General features: G+C 73.6%; 16 protein-coding genes. 5 read left to right on the top strand and 11 right to left on the bottom strand.

The window, feature by feature from the left end; genetic code table 11:
* Positions 1–6 precede the first annotated feature (6 nt).
* Positions 7–411, top strand: coding sequence for a winged helix-turn-helix transcriptional regulator (locus tag ACZ4M5_RS28985; RefSeq protein WP_467741019.1), 405 nt, complete (start codon positions 7–9; stop codon positions 409–411).
* Here the strand turns inward: ACZ4M5_RS28985 and mutM are convergent.
* From mutM to recG, 8 genes are all read right to left on the bottom strand, one after another.
* On the bottom strand, positions 384–1,244 hold the full coding sequence (mutM, locus tag ACZ4M5_RS28980) for a bifunctional DNA-formamidopyrimidine glycosylase/DNA-(apurinic or apyrimidinic site) lyase (RefSeq protein WP_467741017.1): 861 nt from the start codon (positions 1,242–1,244) through the stop codon (positions 384–386). The genes ACZ4M5_RS28985 and mutM overlap by 28 nt on opposite strands.
* A 112-nt stretch (positions 1,245–1,356) precedes the next feature.
* The gene (gene rnc, locus ACZ4M5_RS28975; RefSeq protein ID WP_467741015.1) at positions 1,357–2,208 is read right to left on the bottom strand and encodes a ribonuclease III; all 852 of its coding nucleotides are present in this window, start codon (positions 2,206–2,208) and stop codon (positions 1,357–1,359) included.
* Between the two features lie 7 nt (positions 2,209–2,215).
* Positions 2,216–2,389, bottom strand: a complete 174-nt coding sequence (gene rpmF, locus ACZ4M5_RS28970) for a 50S ribosomal protein L32 (RefSeq protein WP_003951102.1) — start codon at positions 2,387–2,389, stop codon at positions 2,216–2,218.
* A 2-nt stretch (positions 2,390–2,391) separates the two neighbouring features.
* Positions 2,392–3,042, bottom strand: coding sequence for a YceD family protein (locus ACZ4M5_RS28965; RefSeq protein ID WP_467741013.1), 651 nt, complete (start codon positions 3,040–3,042; stop codon positions 2,392–2,394).
* 130 nt (positions 3,043–3,172) lie between these two features.
* Positions 3,173–4,282: an ATP synthase F0 subunit B gene (locus ACZ4M5_RS28960; protein WP_467741011.1), complete on the bottom strand. Its 1,110-nt coding sequence runs from the start codon at positions 4,280–4,282 to the stop codon at positions 3,173–3,175.
* Between the two features lie 120 nt (positions 4,283–4,402).
* Positions 4,403–4,882 carry a pantetheine-phosphate adenylyltransferase gene (gene coaD, locus ACZ4M5_RS28955; RefSeq protein ID WP_398107096.1) on the bottom strand — a complete coding sequence of 160 codons (480 nt, stop codon included), beginning with the start codon at positions 4,880–4,882 and terminating at the stop codon, positions 4,403–4,405.
* A 26-nt stretch (positions 4,883–4,908) separates the two neighbouring features.
* A complete protein-coding gene (gene rsmD, locus ACZ4M5_RS28950) occupies positions 4,909–5,496 on the bottom strand; it encodes a 16S rRNA (guanine(966)-N(2))-methyltransferase RsmD (protein ID WP_467741009.1) in 588 nt (195 codons plus the stop codon).
* Between the two features lie 84 nt (positions 5,497–5,580).
* The gene (gene recG / locus ACZ4M5_RS28945) at positions 5,581–7,818 is read right to left on the bottom strand and encodes an ATP-dependent DNA helicase RecG (protein WP_467741007.1); all 2,238 of its coding nucleotides are present in this window, start codon (positions 7,816–7,818) and stop codon (positions 5,581–5,583) included.
* Positions 7,819–8,195: 377 nt separating this feature from the next.
* On the opposite strand from recG, the gene ACZ4M5_RS28940 reads away from it, so the two are divergent.
* Complete coding sequence (locus ACZ4M5_RS28940; protein ID WP_467741005.1) at positions 8,196–11,192, top strand: tetratricopeptide repeat protein; 2,997 nt, start codon at positions 8,196–8,198, stop codon at positions 11,190–11,192.
* Positions 11,193–11,203: 11 nt separating this feature from the next.
* Here ACZ4M5_RS28940 and ACZ4M5_RS28935 read toward each other — a convergent pair whose 3' ends face one another.
* A complete protein-coding gene (locus tag ACZ4M5_RS28935) occupies positions 11,204–13,225 on the bottom strand; it encodes a DAK2 domain-containing protein (protein ID WP_467741003.1) in 2,022 nt (673 codons plus the stop codon).
* 265 nt (positions 13,226–13,490) lie between these two features.
* Here ACZ4M5_RS28935 and rpmB point away from each other — a divergent pair, with 265 nt between their 5' ends.
* Positions 13,491–13,676: a 50S ribosomal protein L28 gene (rpmB, locus tag ACZ4M5_RS28930; RefSeq protein ID WP_003993230.1), complete on the top strand. Its 186-nt coding sequence runs from the start codon at positions 13,491–13,493 to the stop codon at positions 13,674–13,676.
* A 112-nt stretch (positions 13,677–13,788) separates the two neighbouring features.
* Here the strand turns inward: rpmB and thiD are convergent, their stop codons facing one another.
* Together thiD and ACZ4M5_RS28920 are read right to left on the bottom strand one after the other, a co-directional pair.
* The gene (thiD, locus tag ACZ4M5_RS28925; protein WP_467741001.1) at positions 13,789–14,580 is read right to left on the bottom strand and encodes a bifunctional hydroxymethylpyrimidine kinase/phosphomethylpyrimidine kinase; all 792 of its coding nucleotides are present in this window, start codon (positions 14,578–14,580) and stop codon (positions 13,789–13,791) included.
* Complete coding sequence (locus tag ACZ4M5_RS28920; protein ID WP_369193537.1) at positions 14,577–15,542, bottom strand: thiamine-phosphate kinase; 966 nt, start codon at positions 15,540–15,542, stop codon at positions 14,577–14,579. Before ACZ4M5_RS28920 ends, thiD begins: the two co-directional genes overlap by 4 nt.
* Before the next feature lie 206 nt (positions 15,543–15,748).
* On the opposite strand from ACZ4M5_RS28920, the gene ACZ4M5_RS28915 reads away from it, so the two are divergent.
* Positions 15,749–15,982, top strand: a complete 234-nt coding sequence (locus tag ACZ4M5_RS28915) for an Lrp/AsnC family transcriptional regulator (protein ID WP_381462503.1) — start codon at positions 15,749–15,751, stop codon at positions 15,980–15,982.
* 20 nt (positions 15,983–16,002) lie between these two features.
* Complete coding sequence (locus tag ACZ4M5_RS28910; RefSeq protein WP_467740998.1) at positions 16,003–16,518, top strand: DUF3515 domain-containing protein; 516 nt, start codon at positions 16,003–16,005, stop codon at positions 16,516–16,518.

Genomic DNA, 16,518 nt, shown 5'->3' with positions numbered 1-16,518 from the left:
TGCTGCATGACCACCACCCAGGAGCCGACGGAGGGGCTGGACGGCCTCCCGTACAACGTGTTCGCCAAGGCCTGCCCCTCGCGCGGCACCCTGGAGCACGTCACGGGCCGCTGGGGCGGACTGACGCTCGGCGCCCTGTACGAGGGCTCGCTGCGCTTCAACGAGTTGCGCCGCCGCGTCGACGGCGTCAGCGAGAAGATGCTGTCCCAGACGCTGCACGCCCTGGAGCGGGACGGCCTGGTGCACCGCGAGGCGCAGCCCACCAACCCGCCCCGCGTGGACTACGAGCTGACGCCCCTGGGACGCGGGGTCGCCGAGCGTCTGCTGACCCTCATCCACTTCGTGGAGGGGCGGATGGACGACGTGCTGGAGGCCCGCCGGCGTTACGACGAGACGCGCGGCACCGGCTGACACTTCGGGCAGAAGTAGCTCGACCGGTTCATCCAGGGCCGCCGCCGCATGGGCGTCGCGCAGCGCCGGCACGGCAGGCCCTCCCGGCCGTACGCGTCGAGGGACCGGTCGAAGTAGCCCGACTCGCCGTTGACGTTGACGTACAGGCTGTCGAAGCTGGTACCGCCCACGGCGAGGGCCGCGTTCATCACGTCCCGCACGTGACCGAGCAGTTGCAGCGTGCGCGGGCGCGTGAGGGTCGCGGTCGCGCGCTCGTAGTGGAGGCGGGAGCGCCACAGCGCCTCGTCCGCGTAGATGTTGCCGACTCCGCTGATGAGCGACTGGTCGAGCAGAGCCCGCTTGATCGTGGTCCGCTTGCGGCGCAGGGCCTGGTGGAACGCCTCGTCGTCGAAGAGCGGGTCGAGCGGGTCGCGGGCGATGTGCGCGATGACGTCGGGGAGCCCGTCCGGGGTGGTCTCGTGCAGCGACAGCCCGCCGAAGGTGCGCTGGTCGACGAAGCGCAGTTCGGTGTCCGCGGTGTCGGTGAAGTGGACCCGGATGCGCAGGTGCTTCTCGTCCGGCGCGGTACGCGGCTGCACCAGCAGCTGGCCGCTCATGCCGAGGTGGGCCAGGACCGACTGGTCGGTGTCCTCCAGGGGCAGCCACAGGTACTTGCCGCGGCGGCTGGGGACGCCGATGCGATGGCCCGCCAGCCGGTGTGCGAAGTCCTCGGCGCCCGCGAGGTGGCGGCGCACCGCGCGCGGGTGCAGCACCTCGGCGTCGGCGACGGTGCGGTGGGCGACCCACCGCTCGAGTCCGCGCCGTACGACCTCGACCTCGGGCAACTCGGGCATGGGACTCCCCCGTCACGTACGTGCGGACGACCCGAGCGCCCACCCCGGCGGGGGCGGGCGCTCGGATGCGCTGTGCTGTGGCCGGCCGCCCGCCGAGGGGGCGGCCGGTGCGTCAGCCGTCGACGCCGCTGCCGTCGACGGTCGCGTGGGCGGCCTGGGCCGCGGCCGCCTGCGTCGCCTCGGCGGCCTCGGCCGCCTTGGCGCGCTCGTCCGCCGCGGCCCGGATGGACCGCCACGCGGACTCGGCGGCCTGCTGCTCCGCCTCCTTCTTGCTGCGGCCGGTGCCGGTGCCGTACGAGACGCCTCCGACGCGGGCGGCAGCAGTGAAGGTCTTCTCGTGGTCGGGGCCGGTCTCCGTGACCAGGTACTCGGGAACACCGAGTCCTTCGGTCGCGGTGAGCTCCTGGAGACTGGTCTTCCAGTCCAGGCCGGCTCCCAGGTTCGAGGACTTCTCGATCAGGGGGTCGAACAGGCGGTGCACCAGCTCCGCCGCCGAGTCCAGTCCCTGGTCGAGGTAGACCGCGCCGATCACCGCTTCGAGGGTGTCGGCCAGGATGGACGCCTTGTCCCGCCCGCCCGTGCCCTCTTCACCGCGGCCGAGCCGGATGAAGGAGCCCAGGTCGAGCCCGCGGCCCACCTCGGCGAGCGCACGCGAGTTGACCACCGCGGCCCGCAGCTTGGCCAGCTGGCCTTCTGGCAGGTCCGGGTGGGTGCGGTACAGCGTGTCCGTGACCACGAGGCCGAGGACGGAGTCCCCGAGGAACTCCAGACGCTCGTTGGTCGGCAGACCGCCGTTCTCGTATGCGTACGACCGGTGGGTCAGTGCTCGCACCAGAAGGGCGGACTCGACCTGGTAGCCGAGCCGCCCTTCCAGAAGCGTGTGGGACGAGGCCTGATTGTCCGCCGGAGCACTCCCGCTCACACGGGAAGACTTGTTCTTAGGCGTGGACACAGTGCCTCTCACCAGCCGCTCAGACCTCGAGGACCTGGCGCTTGTTGTAGGTGCCGCAAGACGGGCACGCGATGTGCTGCTGCTTGGGCTCGTGGCAGCGCTCGCACGCAACCAGGGTGGGGACCGCAGCCTTCCACTGCGACCGGCGGTGGCGCGTGTTGCTGCGCGACATCTTCCGCTTCGGAACAGCCACGGCTACTTCTCCTGCTTCTCGTCGACGCCCGCTTGCGCGTCAGCGCCGCTCATCTCGTCCTTCTCGCCGTCCGACATGGTGTCGGCGAGTCCCTGCAGTGCCGCCCAACGGATGTCGACGGCGTCATGGTGGTGGTCCGGGTCGTCCGCCAGCCGTGCGCCGCACTCGGCACACAGACCAGGGCAGTCTTCCTGGCACACCGGCTGCATCGGCAGTGCGAGCACCACCGCATCACGCAGCACGGGCTCGAGGTCGAACAGGCCGTCCTCGAGATGGAGCCTGTCCTCGTCGTCCTCGGCGTCGTCGCCCGGTTCCGCGATCACGCGGCCCCGGTCGTCGGCGTCAGGGTACGAGAACATCTCCTGGAAGTCCGCTTCGAGCTCCTGCTCGAGCGGCTCCAGACACCTTACGCACTCCCCCTCGGCCCTGGCACGGGCGGTGCCTGTGACGAGCACCCCTTCCATGACCGACTCCAGCCGGAGGTCGAGCTCCACCGGGGCGCCTTCCGGCACTCCGATGACTCCCTTGATACCGAAGTCCTTGGGAGCGTCGACCGTACGGGACAGGCGCTGCAGCGCACCAGGCCGCCGGCCCAGCTCGTGTGTGTCGAACACGAGGGGGTTGCGGTGGTCGAGGCGGGCGTTCAGAGCCATTCCTGCTTTCGGTCTTTCGAGCTCAGGGGGACGCTGCCCCTCGGTGTCCTTCGGGCAGCGTGGATCGCGGACGTACGCGCGACCGAAGAGCCAGGATACTGGACCTTTCGCTGTCGGCCCAATCCGGTGCTCAGCCCTGGCCGCGCCCCTGCTCGTAGGCCCGCAGCTGCTCGGCGCTGATCATGCTGGTGTCGAAGAGGCTGGTCTCGTCCAGGGCGTACCCCTGGGCCTGCTGTGCCTGGTGCACCTGCTGCTGGGCGTGCTGCGCCTGCTGCTGGGCCTGGTGCGGGTCGTAGGCCGCCTGCTGGGGGTCGTAGCCCTGGAAGTGGCCGTCTGCCGCCGGGGCGTAGCCAGAGGCGGAGTAGGGATCGGCCTGCGGGTAGCCGTACGGGTCGGGCTGGGCGGCGTAGGGCTGCTGGGCGTAGTCCGCGTAGGGGTCGGGCTGCTGCCCGTAGCCGTACGCAGGCTGCGGCTGGGCGTAGTCCTCCTGCGGTGCGGCAGGGCGCTCGGCCGGGGGCTCGGCGGCCAGGGCCGCCAGGTCGGCGAGGTAGTCGGCGTCGCTGGAGTGCTGGATCGTGCTCGCGTCGTCGGCGAGGGCGCCGAGGTCGTCGGTGGCGATCCGGCCGTGCAGCTTCTGCCGGCCCCGGCCGACGGCCTCCAGGGTCTTGGCGAGGACCGCCTCGAAGGCGCCGAGCTTGGCGTCGACGTACTCGTCGGCGGTGCGCCGCTGGGTGTCCGGGTCGTGGCTGCGCTCGGGGGAGTCCTCGTCCTCGTAACCCTGCTCGTCGGTGCCCGGGCCGGTGCCGAGGAGCTTCTCGCGGCCGCGGCCGACGGAGCCGAGGGTCTTGGTGAGGACGACCTCGAAGTTGGCGAGCTTGGAGTCGACGTACTCGTCCGCCTCGGCGCGGACCTCCTCGGCCTCCTGGCGGGCCTCGGCGAGGATCCGGTCGGCCTCGGCCTGCGAGCGGCGGACGACCTCGGTGCCGGAGATCAGCGAACCGCGCTCGGCGTGCGCACTGTCGATGATCCGCCGGGCCTCCTGGCGGGCCTGCTCGACCATCTGCTCACGGTCGCCGATCAGCTCCCGGGCCTCGGCGAGGGAGTCGGGCAGCGCCGCGCGCAGCTCCTCCAGCATCGCGAGCAGCTCGGCGCGGTTGACCACGCACGAGGCCGACATGGGCATGGACCGGGCGCCGGAGACCGCGGCGACGATCCCGTCGAGCTTCTTCTGCACGTCCACCGTGTGCTCGCCACTCTCTACAGATGCGTTGGAGACGGACGGGACGACTGTACGGCCACGGGGCGCCGGGGAACACCGGGTGACGGGTCGTCAGGTCTCCGGCGGGGTGCCGGGGACGCGTCAGTCCTTGCGCAGGCGCTCGGTGAGCTCCCCGAGGACCTCCGCGGGCACCAGGTGGGAGACGTCGCCGCCCCAGGTCGCGACCTCCTTGACCAGGGAGGACGACAAGAAGCTGTAGGTGGGGTTGGTGGGGATGAAGAGGGTCTCCACCCCGGACAGGCCGTTGTTCATCTGGGCCATCTGCAGCTCGTAGTCGAAGTCGCTCACCGCGCGCAGGCCCTTGACGATGGCGGGGATGTCGCGCTGCTTGCAGAAGTCGACGAGCAGGCCGTGGAAGGCCTCCACGCGGACGTTGCCGTACTCGGCGGTGACCCGGCGGATCAGGTCGATCCGCTCCTCGATCTCGAACAGTCCCTTCTTGGACTGGTTGATCATCACCGCGACGTAGACCTCGTCGTACAGCCTGGAGGCGCGCGAGATGATGTCGAGGTGTCCGTTGGTGATCGGGTCGAACGACCCGGGACAGACGGCGCGGCGCACTTGTGATCCCTCGCTCTCCGGTCCGGTCATCGTGCGTCTTCGCACGTAGAGGCGGCGCGACCGTACCAAAACGTTCCCTCGCCGTAGCGACGGGCCCGCAGAGGTGCGAAGCCCTCGGGCCACCGGAATTCCCCGCCTCGGGTGCTGCGCTCCACGGTGACGAGGGCTTCCGCGGCGAGCCAGCCCTCCGAGCGGAGTGTGAGGAGGATCTCCCGAAGATCGTCGTCCGTGACGGCGTACGGCGGATCCAGGAACACCAGGTCGTACGGCTCGGCCGGGGGCGCGGAGCGGATGATCTGTTCGGCTTTGCCTGATCTGACCTCGGCGCCGGGCAGGCCGAGGTTCTTCACGTTCTCGCGGACCGTGCGGACGGCCCTGGCGTCGGCTTCGACGAGGAGGGTGTGGCCGGCGCCCCGGGAGAGGGCTTCCAGACCGACGGCTCCCGATCCCGCGTAAAGGTCCAGGACGCGTTCGCCGTCCAGGGGGCCGCCGAGGAGGGACTGCCAGGTGGAGAAGAGGCCTTCGCGCGCGCGGTCGGAGGTGGGGCGGGTGCCGGTGCCTGGGGGTACCGCCAGGCGACGTCCACCGGCTGCGCCGGCGATCACGCGGGTCATCTTCGGTCCTTGGTCGTGGGCGGCTTCAGGTCCATTGTGGCTGGTCGCGCAAGTCCCCGCGCTCCTGAAAGAGAGTCAGTCCACTCACCCCTTCTCCAGGTACTGCTCACGCTCCTCGTCCAGGAGGGCGTCCAGAGCCGTCCGTAGGGCCGGGAGGTGGGTCAGCTCCGGGTCGGCGGCCACCACGGCCGTCGCTTCCTCCCTCGCCTCCGCGATGATCTCCTCGTCCTCGATGACGGCGAGGACCTTCAGGGAGGTCCTGGCGCCCGACTGGGCCTGGCCGAGGACGTCGCCCTCGCGGCGCTGTTCGAGGTCGATGCGGGAGAGTTCGAAGCCGTCCAGCGTGGCGGCGACCGCGCCCAGGCGCTGGCGGGCCGGGCTCGCCTCGGGCATCTCGGTGACCAGCAGGCACAGGCCCGGGGCGGAGCCGCGGCCCACGCGGCCGCGCAGCTGGTGGAGCTGGGAGACGCCGAAGCGGTCGGCGTCCATGATGACCATGGCGGTGGCGTTGGGGACGTTGACGCCGACCTCGATGACGGTCGTGGCGACCAGGACGTCGGTCTCGCCGGCGGCGAAGCGGCGCATGACGGCGTCCTTGTCGTCCGGGTGCATCCGGCCGTGCAGGACCTCGACCGTCAGCCCCTGAAGGGGTCCCTTGGCCAGCTGGTCCGCCACGTCGAGCACCGCGAGCGGGGGGCGCTTGTCCGCCGCGTCCTCGGGGGGCTGCTGGGCCTTCTTCCGGCCGGCCTTGCCCGGGGTGTCCTCCTCGTCGCCGATGCGCGGGCAGACGACGTAGGCCTGATGGCCGTTGCCCACCTCCTCGCGGACCCGTTCCCAGGCGCGGGCGAGGAAGTGCGGCTTGTCGGCGGCCGGGACGACGTGGCTGGCGATCGGCGAGCGGCCGGCGGGGAGCTGGTCGAGGACGGAGGTCTCCAGGTCGCCGAAGACCGTCATCGCGACCGTGCGCGGAATGGGCGTGGCCGTCATCACCAGCAGGTGCGGGGGCTGTTTGCCCTTGCCCCGCAGGGCGTCGCGCTGCTCCACGCCGAAGCGGTGCTGTTCGTCGACGACGACCAGGCCCAGGTCGTGGAACTGCACCTTGTCCTCGATGAGCGCGTGCGTGCCGATGACGATGCCGGCCTCGCCGGTGGTGAGGTCGAGCAGGGCGTGGCGGCGGGCGGCGGCGCCCATGGACCCGGTCAGCAGCACGACCTTGGTGCCCTGCTCGGAGCCGCCGAGCATGCCGCCCTCGGCGAGTTCGCCCATCATCTCCACGATGGACCGGTGGTGCTGCTGGGCGAGCACCTCGGTGGGCGCGAGCATGGCGGCCTGCCCGCCCGCGTCGACGACGGCGAGCATGGCCCGCAGGGCCACCATCGTCTTGCCGCTGCCCACTTCTCCCTGCAGCAGCCGGTGCATCGGGTGGGAGGTGGCCAGGTCGTCGAAGATCTCCCGGGAGACGCGCTGCTGGCCGTCGGTGAGGGTGAAGGGGAGACGGGAGTCGAAGGCGGTGAGGAGGCCGTCCGGGGCGGGTCTGCGGGGGACGGCGGGGAGTTGGGCGTCCGCGTGGCGGCGGCGGGCGAGGGCGACCTGCAGGACGAAGGCCTCGTCCCACTTGAGGCGGGAGCGGGCGTCCTCGATGTCGGCCTTGGTCTGCGGGCGGTGGATCTTCAGCAGGGCCTCGGGCAGGGGGACCAGTCCGCGGCCCTCGCGCAGCGGGACCGGGAGCGGGTCGACGGCCTGCTGGGCGGTGGGCAGGACGGTCTGGACCGCCTTGCCGATCTTCCAGGACTCGAGTTTCGCGGTGGCCGGGTAGATCGGGATCAGGGCGCCCGCCCAGGACTCGACGGACGCGCTGGGCTCGTCGGGGTCGCCGCGCAGCAACTCGTATGCCGGGTGGGCGAGTTGCAGACGGCGGTTGAAGACGGAGACCTTGCCCGCGAACATCGCGCGTGTGCCCGGCAGGAGCTCCTTGTGGGGCTTGTGAACGCCGTGGCCGAAGAAGACCAGTTGGAGCCGGCCGCTGCCGTCGGTGATCGTGACCTCCAGGCGCTGGCCCTTGCCGCGCGGGGCCTTGGCGGAGGCGAAGGTGTGCAGCCGGGCGTCGGCGACCTGGGCGACCACCGTGACGTGCTCGTCCAGGGGGAGGTCCGCGAGGTGGGTGAGCTGCCCGCGCTCCTCGTAGCGGCGCGGGTAGTGGTGGAGCAGGTCTCCGACGGTGTGCAGGCCGAGGTGCTCGGCCATCACCTTCGCGGTGGCGGGGCCGAGCACCGACTTCAGCGGTTGGCGCAGGGGTTCTTCCAGTGCGGGCACGAGATCCATTGCACACCACGTCACTGACATCGGTCTGCAAGGCCCCGGGCGCCGCCGTCGTAAAGATCCGGGAAACTGCTGCTCAGGCGGGTGAACCGGGCCCTAGGATGACGCGCTACCGGCTCTTTCTCCCGCGGTCACCGTCTCCTCCCGGGCCGCCCGACCCCGCGCCGCGGCGAGTCCCGCGCCGGCGCCGTGAAGATGGATTCCCAGAGATCACTGCCTTCGCCGGCCCTTCCCTCGCACCTCCTCCCTGCCGCCTTCCGGGCCGGTCCGCGCGACCGGGCGGACCTGCCCTGCGACCGCCCGGGACCCGGGGTCCGGCCGCCCGACCGGGCGTGCGCCGGCCTGCCGGCGGCGCCCGCCCACCGTGAGGACGCCCACGTATGAGCGGGATCCAGGACATCGACGCCCTGCGCCGGGCCATGGCGGACAACGCGGGGCGACCGGAGGGCCCGGACCGCAACACGCGCGCGCAGGAGCTGGTGGCGGCGGCCGAGGGCCTCGGCGAGCCGCAGGCCCTGGTCGAGGCGCTCGGGCACCAGGTGAGGGTCTGCCACCACAGCGGCGACAGGGGCAGGACGTTCGCCCCGTTCACGCGTCTGCTGCGCATGTGGGACGAGCGGCCCGGGGACTTCGACGCGCACGAGGCCCGGTCGCTGCACTGGGTGTTCAAGTGGGTCTGCGTCGGCCTGCTCGACCAGCCGGACGTGCCGCTCGCCTCGGTCGAGGAGTGCCTCGGCGAGATGGAGCGCCGCTACCGGCTCGCCGGGTACTCCGAACGGGCCGTGCGCAGCGCCGAGCACCGGGTCGCGGCCCACGTCGGGGACCTGGAGCGGGCCGGGCGGGCGTACGCCGCGTGGCTGGCCGCCGACCGGGACGGCATGGCGGACTGCCCGGCGTGCGAACTGCACGGGCAGGGCTGGTGGCAGGCCGAGCGGGGCCGGGACGCGCAGGCGCTGCGGCTGTGGCGGCCCATGCTGGAAGGCGAGTACGCCTGCGCCCACGAACCCCACACGGTCCTGGCGTCGTCCCTGCTGCCGCTGCTGCGGCTGGGCCGTGCGGACGAGGCCGTCGCCGGGCACCTGCGGGGCTTCCGGCTCGTCCGGAACCTGGAGAGCATGCGGGGCGCCCACGCGGAGCACGTGGAGTTCTGCGCGCTGACCGGCAACGAGGCGCGGGGGCTGGAGCTGCTCGCCGGGCGGCCGGCGTTCTTCACGGACGACGGGAACCCGCGCAGCAGGCTGGAGTTCCTGAGCGTGGTCACCCTGCTCATGGACCGACTGGTGGCACGCGGACTCGGCGACCTCCGGGTGCCGGGCCCGGCCGGCCGGGAGTGGACCGCGGGCGTACTCGCCGTACACGCGCGTGCGGACGCCCTCGCCCTGGCCGCCCGCTTCGACGCGCGCAACGGCACGGCGTACGTGGGTGAGCGCGCCCGCGCGCGGATGGCGCAGGAGCCGCTGGTGGACCGGCTGCCGCTGGGAGTGCGCGCGGCCCGGCCGCTTCCCGTGCCCGCTCCCCCGCCGGCTCCCGCTCCCGCCGCCACGCGGCCGGACCTGCCCGCCCTGCTGGCCGAAGCGCGGCGGCTCTCGGACACCCTGCGGCCCGGAGCCGTGGAGGCGTGGGCCGCCGTCGCTCGAGCCGCCGAAGCCGTGGGCGCCGGGCTGGAGGCGCGCGACCGGGCCGAGATCGCCGAGCACACGGCGACGGACCTCGGTCCGGACGGTGCCGAACTGTTCGAGCGGGCCGCGGCGTTGTACGCGGCGGCGGGTGATCCGGGAGAGGCCCTGGCGGCACGCGCGCGTGCCGCATACGTGCGGGCGCTGGCCGGAGAGGTCACCGCCGCGACGGCCTCCGTCGCCGGTCCGTACGAGGAGGTCCTGGCGCTGTACGCGGCGGGCGGCACGGGTCTGCGGCAGACGGCGTCGGTCCTGATGTCCCGGGCACGGGTGCTGATGCGCGCGGCGCACGCGGCCGCCGGACCCGGGGGCGAGGCGGCGCGGGCCGCAGCGGCGCGGGCCGACGCGGAGGCCGCCGTCCGCGAGGTGCCGGCGCTGGTCGGGGAGCGGGGCGGCGAGGACGTGCGGCTGGCCGCCCGGGTCGCCGAGGCGCGGGCGATGCTCGGTGAACTGGCCCAGCTGGCCGGGGACCTGCGGGCGTCGGCCGAGCTGTTCACGCAGGGGGCGGCGGCGTTCGTCGCGGCGGGACTGCCCTGGTTCGCGGTCGAGTACGAGGCCCGGCTCGCCACCCTGGCGCACCAGCTCGGCGACGCGCGGGAGACGGAGCGCGCGCTGCGGGCGGCCCTGGAGCACGGCGGAGCCCAGCTGGAGCCGCCCGGACGGGCCCGGCTGCACCTGCAGCTCGCCGAGGTGACGGGGGGCCGGGGCGACGCCGCGGAGGCCGCGGCGCACGCCCTCCAGGCCGCGCACTGGGCCGACGAGGCCGGGGAGAGCGCGTCGCTGGGCGCCTGGGCCCGGCAGCAGCTCGGCGGTTTCCTGCTGCTGCAGGGCCGGTGGGCCGAGGCCGCGGAGGTGCTGGAGTGCGCGCTGCCCGACCTGGACGCCGAGACGCACGGCGAGGAGGTGGTCGTGCAGACGCTGTGGTGGCTCGGCGACTGCCTGGAGGAACTGGGCGAGCACCGGGCCGCCGCCGAACGGCGCCTGCGGGCCGCCGGGATCGCCCGCCCCTGGCCGGAGCAGCACGACCACGCGACGCTGACCCACCTGGCCGGGGAGTCGCTCGGGCAGGCGGGACTGACCGCCGAGGCGGACCGGGCCTACACGCGCGCGGGCGACCTCTGGCGTGCTCTCGGCGACACCCCCGGCGTGGTCCGCGCCCTGCGCGCCCGCGCCTGGCTGGCCGTCGACGCGGGCGAGGATCCGTCCCGGGCGCGGGAGCTCATGGCGAGCGCGGTCCGGGAGTGCGAGAGGGCACGGGAGGCCGCCGCGGACGAGGAGACCCGGCAGCGGCTCACCGCCGAACTGGGCGACACTCACCGCCAGTTCGGCGACCTGCTGGCCGCGGCGACCGGCGAGGACCCCGAGGACCCCGAAAGCGGCGCCGCACGGGCCGCCTTGGAGGAGGCACACGCCCACCTGATGCGGTCGGTCGGGGTGTTCGCCTCCCTCGGGCCGGCCGCCCTGCACGACCGCACGGGCGCCGAACTCGCGGCGGGACGGCTGGAGGCCGGCCTCGCCCGCACCATCGAGGCCCGGGCACGCGCGCGTGGGGTGCTCGCCGCCTACGACGGGTACGACACCTACGGCGGCTGCGGCGACGGGGACGGCCTGGACGGCTCCGAGAGTGAGCGGGAGACGGTGGCGGCCCGGCGGACGGAGGCCGAACGGCTGCTCCGCCTGCTGACGGACCGGTCGGCCTGACCGCGCTGCTCCTACTCCACGCCGATGAGGAGCAGGGCACCCTGCCGCCCGCCCCGGTACACGACGGTGTCGACGGCGAGGTACCCCTCGCGGACCCGGCCCTCGAGGTACTGGGCGACGGCGTCGGGCACGTCCTCGCCGAGCACCAGGGTGACCATCTCGCCCCCGGCGGCGAGCATCCGCTCCAGGACGGTCTCGGCGGTCGTGGTGAGGTCCGGGCCGATCACGGCCACGTCCCCGTCGATCAGGCCGAGGACGTCCCCGGCCTGGCAGATGCCGGCCATCGTCCAGGACTCGTGCTCGGCGACCGTGACCTCGGCGTACCGGGTGGCACCGGCCGCCGAGGTCATCGAGACGACGTCCTCGTCGAAGCGCCGCTCCGGCTCGTGCACCGCGAGTGCGGCGATGCCCTGGATCGCCGACCGGGTCGGGATGAGGGCCACGCGGACGCCCTCCGTACGGACCTGCTCGGCGGCCGCCGCGGCGGTGTGACGCAGCTCGGCGTCGTTGGGCAGCAGCACGACCTCGCGCGCGTGGGCCCGCCGCAGGGCCTGGACGAGCTCCCCGCTGGCCGGCGGTTCCCCGGGGCGGGCGAGCACGGTCGTCGCCCCGGCCTCGGCGTACAGCCCGGCCAGGCCCTCGCCGGGCACGACGGCCACGACGGCCCGCTGGGCACGCTCCCGGGGCGGCCGCTCGGCGCCGGTGGTGTGCACGTCACCGGCACCGAAGTGGGTGATGCGGATGCGGTACGGCCGTCCGGCCTCGATGCCGGCCTCGACGGCGGCGCCCGGGTCGTCGACGTGGACGTGGACGTTCCAGAGTCCGTCACCGCCGACGACGACGAGCGAGTCCCCGAGGGCGTCGAGCCGCCCGCGCAGCCGCGCGACCGCCGCGTCCTCGGCCTCCAGGAGGTAGATCACCTCGAAGGCGGGCCCGTCCGGGCCGTGGGTCGTCGCGTCACCGGGGGCCCGGCCCGGATCGGCGCACGCCGCGACGGCGTCCGCCGGCGGCACCACGCGCGCGTGCGGTTCGTCACCGCCGCCGCCCCGGACGTCCTGCCCGCCCCGATCGGCACCGGGCGTGACGTCCCACTCACCGGAGTCCTCCTCGTGCCCGGCGCCGGAGGGCAGCTGCGGGCCACCGGGGTCCGGCTGCGCCCCCACGCGCGCGTGCGCTCCGGCGGCGCCCACCGCCTCCGCCGCCCGCGAGGCTTCGACGACCCGGACCCGCTCGGCCGCCCCGGCCGCCTCCGCGGCCCCGTGGCCGGAACCCCGGGCCTCCGGGACGCGCCCCGCGTGCGCGACCGGTCCGCGCGGCCGCTCCCCCGTGAAGGTCTCCACCAGCGCTCCGAGCACCGCGACCAGCCCCCGCCCCCCGGCGTCGACCACCCCGGCGCGTTCCAGGACGGGCAGCCGCGAGGGCGTCTCGGCGAGGGCCGTGCTGGCTCCCGCGTAGGCCGCCCGGGCCACCGTCCCGCAGTCGCCCCCGGCGGACTCGGCCGAGTCGGCGGCGGCCGAGGCGACCGTGAGGACGGTGCCCTCGACAGGATGGGCGACGGCCTCACGGGCCGAGTCGGCCGCGTGCCTCAGGGCGAGGCACAGGTCGTGGCCGCCCGCCTGCGCGCTCTCGCAGCCGGCCAGTACCTGGGCCATGCCGCGCAGCAGCTGCGCGAGGATCGTGCCGGAGTTCCCGCGGGCGCCGATGAGCGCCCCGTGCGCCATCGCCCGGACCGCGTCGGCGAGGGTCGGGCCGGCGTCGGCGGGGGTCGGGAGGGCGTCGGCGAGGGCGGGGCCGTCGTGACCGCTCTTCGCCGGCAGGGGCGCGCCTGCCGCGTGCCCGGCGAAAACCGCCTCCACGGCGCCGGCGGCGGACTCCACCGTGAGGTACAGGTTCGTGCCGGTGTCCCCGTCCGCCACCGGGTAGACGTTGATCGCGTCGATCTCCTCGCGGGCCCGTCCCAGGGTCTCCAGCGCGAGGCCGCACCAGGTGCGCACCGCGAGAGCATCGAAGAATGTCTGCGGCACCTGCGCCACTGCGCCTCCCTGAGCTGCTGGACGTGGCAGGCAGCGTAGACCCCGGGGGCGCCGTCCACCGGAAGAGGGCCGGGGCGGGCCCCTGAGCTGCCATGGTAGTTTCGCTTCACGGGTGCAGCCGTTGTATGCTGCTCCGGTTGCCCGATCCGATCGGGCCTTCCCCCTGGCAGCGCCACTCAGATCCAGCCGGCTTCCGAGTCCAAGGATCTCGATCCCGGCATGCCGGGATCAACCGTAAGTGCATCTGAAGTCTTTGGAGTGACCCGTGGCTGCCAACTGCGACGTCTGCGGCAAGGGGCCGGGCTTCGGCAACAACATCTCGCACTCGCACCGCCGTACGTCCCGTCGCTGGAACCCGAACATCCAGCGCGTGCGTACCGTGGTGGGCGGGACGCCGAAGCGCGTGAACGCTTGCACCTCGTGCATCAAGGCCGGCAAGGTCTCGCGCTGACGCTCCGCTAGCGCGCGGCCACTGCTGGTTCGCTGTAGAGCCGGTCCACCCAGGTGGACCGGCTCTTTGGCGTACCCGCGGCCGCGCCGGCAGCCGGCACAGGCGCGGGCGGTCACGAGCCGCTGCGGAAGCGCCAGCCGTGGTCCACCGGCCCGATGCCGCCGCCGAGCGCGAAGCCGGCCGCGATCGCCCCGGTGACGTAGTCCTTCGCGGCCGCCACCGCCTCGGGGACGGTGTCGCCCTTGGCGAGCTGCGCGGCGATCGCGGAGGCCAGGGTGCAGCCGGTGCCGTGGGTGTGGCGGTTGTCGTGCCGCGGCGCTCGCAGCCAGTGCTCCTCGGAACCGTCCGTGAGCAGGTCCACGGCGTCACCGGACAGGTGGCCGCCCTTGATCAGCACCCAGCGCGGGCCGTGGTCCAGCACGGCCGCCGCGGCGTCCCGCAGCTGCGCCTCCGACTCCACGCGCACACCGGTCAGCTGCGCCACCTCGTCGAGGTTGGGGGTCGCCACCGTCGCCAACGGCAGCAGCTTCGTGCGCACCGAGTCCAGTGCGGAGGCGGCGAGCAGGGAGTCGCCGTGCTTGGAGACGCCGACCGGGTCGACGACCGCCGGGGCGTCCGTCCCCGCGAGCAACTCGGCCACCGCCTCGACCAGTTCCGCCGAGGCGAGCATGCCGGTCTTGACGGCCCGTACGCCGATGCCGTCGACGACGCTGCGGTACTGGGCCCGGACGGCCTCCACCGGCAGTTCCCAGGCGCCCTGCACGCCCAGGGAGTTCTGCGCGGTCACGGCCGTGAGGACGCTCATGCCGTGCACACCGAGCGCCAGCATCGTCTTGAGGTCGGCCTGGATGCCGGCGCCTCCGCCGGAGTCGGAGCCCGCCACCGTGAGGACGTTGGGGATCATGAGTCGAGGTCCCCGAAGTGGTCCCAGCCGCCCTTGCTGGTCCACGGCGCACCGTCGACCGTCACCTGCGGCAGCGCCGAGGGGTTGAGGACCTCGCCGATGACCTTCCAGCGGGCGGGCAGCTTCACGTCCGGCGGGAAGGTCGCCACGATGGCGTGGTCCTCTCCCCCGGTCAGCACCCACTGCATCGGGTCGACGCCGACGGCCTGCCCGATGTCGTTCATCTGCGACGGGATGTCGATCGCCTGGGAACGGACGTCGATGCGCACCTTGCTGGCCTCGGCGATGTGCCCGAGGTCGGCGATCAGCCCGTCGCTCACGTCGCACATCGCGGTCGCCCCGAGCCCGGCGGCGGCCGGACCGGCGTGGTACGGGGGTTCCGGGCGCCGGTGGGCCTCCACGAACGCCCGGGGCGAGCGGAAGCCGCGCGAGAGCACCGCGTACCCGGCCGCCGACCAGCCGAGCCAGCCGGTCACCGCGACGAGGTCGCCGGGCTGGGCTCCCGCCCGGGTCACCGGCTCCTGGTTGCGCAGGTCGCCGAGCGCGGTGATCGAGACCATGATCGAGTCGCCGCGTACGACGTCGCCGCCGACGACCGCGGCGCCCGCGACCTGGCACTCGTCGCGCAGGCCGTCCATCAGCTCGCTCGGCCAGGTCACCGGCAGCTCGGCCGGGACGACCAGGCCCAGCAGCAGCGCGGTCGGGACGGCACCCATGGCGGCGATGTCGGCGAGGTTCTGCGCGGCCGCCTTGCGGCCCACGTCGTAGGCCGTCGACCAGTCGCGGCGGAAGTGCCGGCCCTCCACCAGGATGTCCGTGCTGGCCACGACCCTGCGGTCGGGCGCGGCCACCACGGCGGCGTCGTCGCCGGGGCCGACCCGGACGGCCGGTGTGGTGGTCAGACGGGAGGTGAGCTCCCTGATGAGCCCGAACTCACCGAGCTCACCAACAGTGCCCTTCATTGCTCTTGCTCCCCTTCTGTCCCTGTCCGTGCCCGGTCGCGGGGCGTTGCGGTCCTCGCTACCGTCGAGGTGACCGTCTTGTTCTGCCGGACACCGGCCCCGGCGCGCAAGACCCGGGTCCCCCGGGTCTCCCCGCGGCGAGCGGCGACGCGATACCGTGGCGTTCCTTTTCCCCACATGATCCTCGTGGCCGCCCTGGAGGTTCCGTGGTACAGGCGTACATCCTGATCCAGACCGAGGTCGGGAAGGCCTCGGTCGTCGCCGAGACGATCAGCAAGATCCCTGGGATCATCCAGGCCGAGGACGTGACGGGACCCTACGACGTCATCGTGCGGGCCCAGGCCGACACCGTCGACGAACTCGGCCGCATGGTGGTCGCCAAGGTCCAGCAGGTGGACGGGATCACCCGCACCCTGACCTGCCCGGTCGTCCATCTGTAGCCCCCGTCTACCCTGGGCCGGTGAACTCCTTCCGTCACCGGCACCGTCGTGTGCTCCGCCTGTCCCGCCTGCCCGCTCTCGCGCTGTTGATCACTGCGGCGGGCTGCTCCTCAGCAGACGACAGCGCGTCGACGGCGGTTCCCAGCCCCGACGCGAAGGTCGCGGAACTGTGCCGGAACCTGGACAAGGTACTGCCCGCGAAGGTGGACGGTGAGCGCCGCGGGGATCCCGAGCCCGCGTCCGCGCTGACGGCGGCCTGGGGCAGCCCGGCGATCATACTGCGCTGCGGTGTGCCGCAGCCGCCGAAGATGGTCGATCCGAAGGTGGCCGAGGGGCGGGACTCCGACGCGGTGGCCGGCGGGGTGAACGGCGTCGACTGGCTCATGGAACGGCAGGGTGACGGCCACCGGTTCACCACCGCCAACCGCGAGGCGTACGTCGAGGTCCGGGTGCCGGAGGGGGTCGACAGCTCCGCCGCCCTGATCGACCTGGCCCCGGCCGTGAAGAAGGCGATCCCCAAGGGGATCGCCTCCTGA

It is taken from the genome of Streptomyces sp. NPDC026246 (assembly GCF_055567995.1).
This window is presented reverse-complemented; position numbering and strand designations above follow the sequence as displayed.